The sequence below is a fragment of the uncultured Thiodictyon sp. genome (genome assembly GCF_903828115.1).
In the GTDB taxonomy this organism is placed as follows: Bacteria; Pseudomonadota; Gammaproteobacteria; order Chromatiales; family Chromatiaceae; genus Thiodictyon.
This window is the reverse complement of record NZ_CAIKKU010000164.1, coordinates 1-5222: the sequence shown is the minus strand read 5'-3', so window position 1 is coordinate 5222 and position 5222 is coordinate 1. Positions and strand designations below refer to the sequence as shown.

Below are 5222 nucleotides of genomic sequence, written 5' to 3'. Positions count from 1 at the left end.
ATTACGACAACGACAACGACAACGACAACGACAACGTACCCGGGATCTCGGTGACCACATCAGTTCTGATCGCACCCGCGGGTGCGGTAGGTGTTGATCTTTTCCGGTGGGGCGTTTAGCGTTCCTCCGCCCGACTCAGACCCGCCCTGCACGGACCCGCCCTATGACCAGCCCCGAGACCCCCGAACCGGCCGCCCGCCCGGCCCTGTCGGTCGTGATCCCACTGTTTGACGAGGTGGACAACGTCGCCCCCCTGCTGGCGCGCGTCCATCAGGGGCTGGCGGACTATGGGGGGGACTGGGAGCTGATCTGTGTGGACGACGGCAGCCGCGACGGCACCGGGGCGCGCCTGATGCAGGAGGCGGCGCGCCATGGGCCCCATGTGCGCGTCATCCGGCTGCGCCGCAACTTCGGCCAGACGGCGGCCATGCAGGCGGGCTTCGAGGCGGCGCGCGGGGTCCTGATCGCCACACTCGACGGGGACCTGCAGAACGACCCGGCGGATATCCCGCGCCTGGTCGAGGAGTTGCTGGCGCGCGACCTGGACCTGCTCCAGGGGTGGCGGCGCCACCGCCAGGACGCGCTGGTGCTGCGCAAGGTCCCCTCGCGCATCGCCAATGCACTGATCGGGCGGGTGACGGGGGTAGCCCTGCACGACTATGGGTGCAGCCTCAAGGTCTATCGGGCGGAGGTGGTGCGGGAGTTGACCCTGCTCGGTGAGATGCACCGCTTCATCCCGGTGTGGATGGCCGGGGTGACGGCGCCCTCGCGCATCGGGGAAACCGAGGTCAGCCACCAGGCGCGCCGCTTCGGCACCTCCAAGTATGGGATCTCGCGCACCTTCCGGGTGATCCTGGACCTCCTCTCGGCCTTCTTCTTCCTGCGCTTCGGCTCCCGCCCGGGGCACTTCTTCGGGTCGATCGGGATCCTCTTCGGGACCATCGGGGGGGCCATGATGGCCTGGCTGCTGGTGGTCAAGTTCGGACAGGGTGAGAACATCGGCCAGCGGCCCCTGCTGTTCATCTCGATCCTGTTCCTGGTCGCCGCGGTCCAGTTTCTCACCACCGGGGTGCTGGCCGAGCTGATGATCCGCACCTTTTACGCCTCCAGCGACCTGGGCCACCACCGCATCCGCAGCCAAACCGACCCCGCCGCCGCGGGCTGGAAGACACACCCATGAAGCCGCTACTAAAACAGAGATTTCAGTGAACAGTTATAAGCCCCTTAACGACCATCTCAACGCCGCCTTCGCCTCCCCCTGGATGCTGGCGGCGATCGTCGTCTTCGCCTTCTTCTGGCAACTCTGGTCCCTGCCGCTCATGGACCTGGACGAGGGGGCCTTCACGGAGGCGACCCGCGAAATGGTCGCCAGCGGCAACTACATCACCCCGCACCGGGACGGCGAGCCGCGCTACGACAAGCCGATACTCACCTATTGGGCCCAGGCGGCATCGACCCAGGTGCTCGGATTCAACGAGTTGGCGCTGCGGCTGCCCTCCGCCCTGGCGGCCTCACTGTGGGTGCTGGCGCTCTGGCTCTTCGTGCGCGAGCGCTTGGATGCGCTCACCGCCAATGTGGCCGGGATGGTCATGGCCCTGTCGCTCCAGGTGTCACTGATCGCCAAGGCGGCGACCGCGGATTCGCTGCTGAACCTGTTTATCGCGCTGGCCTTCTTCGAGATCTACCGCTTCTATCTCCGGCCGGACGCGGGACGCCGCGCCGCCCCGGTGCTGCGCCTGTGGCTGTGGATAGGGCTGGGCTTTCTCACCAAGGGGCCGGTGGCGGCCTTCTTTCCGCTGGTGGCGAGTCTGCTCTTTTTCTGGTCCGAGGGGGCGCTGCGGCACTGGCTGCGCGCGGTCCTGTCACCGCTCGGCTGGCTGATCTTCCTCCTGGTGGCCGGACCCTGGTATCTCGCCATCTATCTGGACGACGGCCCCGGGTTCTTCGCGAGCTTTTTCCTGAAGCACAACGCCGCGCGCTACGGCGAGGCGATCCATGGGCACGGCGGCTTCTTCGGCTATTACTTCGTGATGCTGCCCCTGATCCTGTTGCCCTTCACCGGTTGGTTCCTGAGCCTGCTGCCGGCCTGGCGCGCCGCCTGGGCCGACCCCCTGGACCGCTTCCTGTGGATCTGGTTCCTCGTGGTCTTTGTCTTCTTCTCATTCTCGGGCACCAAGCTGCCGCACTACCTGCTCTATGGCTGCACCCCGCTCTTCATCCTCATGGCGCGCCATCGCGACCTGCTCACCGGGCGCTGGCTGGCCTTCATCCCGCCCGTGCTGCTGGTCGGAGCCTTGCTGGCGATGACCCGGGGGCTGGAGACGGCGCGGGAGCTGAGCAGCAAGGCGCACGAGGTGGCGATCTACAACGACGCCCTGGCCCTTTTGGACCCGACCTATTTCTACGCGGTCTGGGCCGGGGGCGCGGCCCTGCTCGGGCTCTTTCTGTGGTCCCACCCGCCGCTGTGGCAGCGCCTGATCCTGGCCGGCGTGGTCCAGGGCCTGCTGGTCTTCGGGGTCCTGGCACCGCGGGCACTGGCGGTCTTGCAGGCCCCGGTCAAGGAGGCGGCCCTGACGGCGCGTCGGCTCGACCTGCCTACGGTGGTCTTCAATACCTCCATGCCGAGCTTCAGCGTCTACCGCGGCGCCATCACGCCCAACCGCCCGCCGCGGCCCGGGGAGCTGGTCTTTCTGCGCGTGGACAAGCTGGACCAGCTCGCCCGCGCGGTCCCGGACCTGCGGCTCGATCTGGTCTATCGCCGCGGTCCGGTTGCCCTGATGGTGGTGCGGGAACAGGTCCGCCCGACCGGCGCGGCCAAAGCGGGCGGCCGCCGCGGTGACTGAGGGCCTGATCGCAACTTGGCGCCGCGAGCTAGGGTCTGATCTGCAGCGGGCGCTGGCCGTCGGGGCGGCACGCACCCCCCTCGACCCACCCGGCGGGGGGGGCTGGCTCGCCGCCTGGGCCCTGGCCTGCCTGACCGTCGGCCTGACGCTATGGCTCGCCGGCGGCTATCACGCCGGTTTCTCTGGGCTGAACGCCGCGGCCGACAGCTACCCGGCCTGGGTCCTGCAATGGCTCACCGCCGTCGGCGGGGACGCGGCGCCCTTCGCGCTCGGGCTCTTCCTCGCCCGCCGCTACCCGCGGGTCCTGTTGGCCCTGATGCTGGCCGCGATCCTGGCCAGCGCCTACAGCCGCGGCCTGAAGCCACTGTTCGACGCGGCCCGTCCGCCCGCCGTCCTGGCGCTTGCGGATTTCAACCTGATCGGCCCCGCGCTGCGGCGGGCGAGTTTCCCCTCGGGACACAGCGTGGCGGCCGGGGCCTTCTGCGGCGTGCTCGTCTATTACGCCCGCTGGAGCGAGACCCGGGTGCTGTGGGTCCTGTTGGCCACCTTGGTGGGCCTGAGCCGGGTGGCGGTGGGGGTACACTGGCCGGTGGATGTGGCCTTCGGGCTCGCGGGCGGGGTGCTGGCGGCCTGGATCGGCGCCCGCCTGGCGGCGCGCTGGGGTGCGCTGGCCACCAGGCCACGGGTCCATCTGACCCTGGTCGCCATCTGTGCGCTCAGCGCCATCGCGCTGCTCCCGGGCGGGGGCGATTACCCCCTGGCGCGGCCCCTGCTCCAGGCCTTGGGCGGCGCCGCGCTCGCCTATGCCCTCGCGGGCTATGTCGTCATGCCGCTGGTGCGTCGCCAGGGCGCGGACTGAACGCGACCGCGCAATCGTTAGCGAGGCCCTACCTCATCTCGCCATGAGGCCCTTTCCTGGCTATCCACGCCGCTCCGGCCGGCGGGCCTTGCGCCCCTGGCGCGGCGGCAGCTTGACGGTCTTCACCGTGTTCTCGGTGGTCTGGATGATCTCCATCGGGTGGCCGTGCAGCATCAGGCTGGTGCCGGGCTCGGGGATGGTCTCCAGATACTCCAACACCAGGCCGTTGAGGGTCTTGGGTCCATCCGTCGGCAGGTCCCAGCGCAGCGCCCGGTTGAGGTCGCGTACCCCGATGCCGCAATCCACGAGCAGGCTCCCATCCTCGCCCCGGTGGATCTCGGCGATGCTGTCGGAGGGGTCCGTGGTGAACTCCCCGACGATCTCCTCCAACAGGTCCACCAGGGTGATCAGGCCCATGAAGTCGCCGTACTCATCGACCACCAGGGCGATGCGCTGCTTCTCGCGCTGGAAATTGAGCAGTTGCTGGTAGAGCGGGGTGCCCTCGGGGACGAAATAGGGCGCCTGGGCGATGGCCCGCAGGTGCTCCTTGCCGAGCCCCTGGTCGAGCATGGCGTGCAGGGCGTTGCGGGAGTGGAAGACGCCGATCACGTTGTCGATACCGCCGTCGAACAGTGGCAGGCGGGTATAGCCGGCGTTGCGGATGGCCGCGATGATCTCGTCGGCGTCGTCCTGGATGTCGATGCCCTCCACCTCGTTGCGGGGGATCATGATGTCCTCCACCGTGGCACGCTCAAGATCCAGGATGGCGAGCAGCATGGAGCGGCTTTGCTCCGGGATCAGGGCGCTGGACTCGCTCACCACGGTGCGCAGTTCCTCCCGGCTGAGTGCCGTGCCGGGCCCCGGTCCGGAGCGCACCCCAATCAGCCACAGCAGCCCGTTGGCGAAGAAGTTCACCAACCACACCAGGGGATAGAGGACCTTCAGCAGCGGTGTATAGACATAGGCGGCCGGATAGGCCAGGCGCTCCGGATTGAGGGTGGCGAGCGTCTTGGGTGCCACCTCGGCGAAGATCAGCACGAGGAAGGTCAAGAGCCCGGCGGTGAGGCCGATGAGCGCCTCGCCGCCCAGGTGCAGGGCGATCACGGTGGCGACCGAGGAGGCCATGATATTGGCGAAGGTGTTGCCGAGCAGGATCAGGCCGATCAGGCGGTCCGGGCGCTCCAGCAGGACCCGGGCCAGGCGGGCACCCCGATGACCCTGCTCGGCACGGTGGCGCAGGCGGTAGCGGTTCAGGGTGAAGAGCGCCGTCTCGGTCCCCGAGAAGAAGGCGGAGCACAGGAGCAGGGCCACGAGGGCGACCAGGAGTCCGGTCAGGGGGATGTCGTTCACGGTCGGCTGGTGCCCTTTGGGTTAGCGCGAATGGCAAGGCGATCACCCCGATCAGGGAATGCTCTTAGCGCCAATGTTGTCGTTGTCGTTGTCGTTGTCGTTGTCGTTGTCGTTGTCGTTGTCGTTGTCGTTGTCGTTGTCGTTGTCGTTGTCGTTGTCGTTGTCGTTGT

The 5222-nt window shown here is 68.2% G+C and carries 4 protein-coding genes; 3 read left to right on the top strand and 1 reads right to left on the bottom strand.

Annotation, left to right across the window (positions count from 1 at the left end):
- Positions 1–163 precede the first annotated feature (163 nt).
- From QZY48_RS05980 to QZY48_RS05970, 3 genes are all read left to right on the top strand, one after another.
- Entirely contained in the window at positions 164–1180 is a 1017-nt protein-coding gene (locus QZY48_RS05980; protein ID WP_295428992.1) for a glycosyltransferase family 2 protein, read from the top strand.
- A gap of 82 nt (positions 1181–1262) precedes the next feature.
- A complete protein-coding gene (locus tag QZY48_RS05975) occupies positions 1263–2843 on the top strand; it encodes a glycosyltransferase family 39 protein (RefSeq protein WP_295428994.1) in 1581 nt (526 codons plus the stop codon).
- The gene (locus QZY48_RS05970) at positions 2836–3702 is read left to right on the top strand and encodes a phosphatase PAP2 family protein (protein WP_295428990.1); all 867 of its coding nucleotides are present in this window, start codon (positions 2836–2838) and stop codon (positions 3700–3702) included. Before QZY48_RS05975 ends, QZY48_RS05970 begins: the two co-directional genes overlap by 8 nt.
- A 60-nt stretch (positions 3703–3762) precedes the next feature.
- Here the strand turns inward: QZY48_RS05970 and QZY48_RS05965 are convergent, their stop codons facing one another.
- Positions 3763–5052, bottom strand: coding sequence for an HlyC/CorC family transporter (locus tag QZY48_RS05965; protein ID WP_295428988.1), 1290 nt, complete (start codon positions 5050–5052; stop codon positions 3763–3765).
- Between the last annotated feature and the right edge of the window lie 170 nt (positions 5053–5222).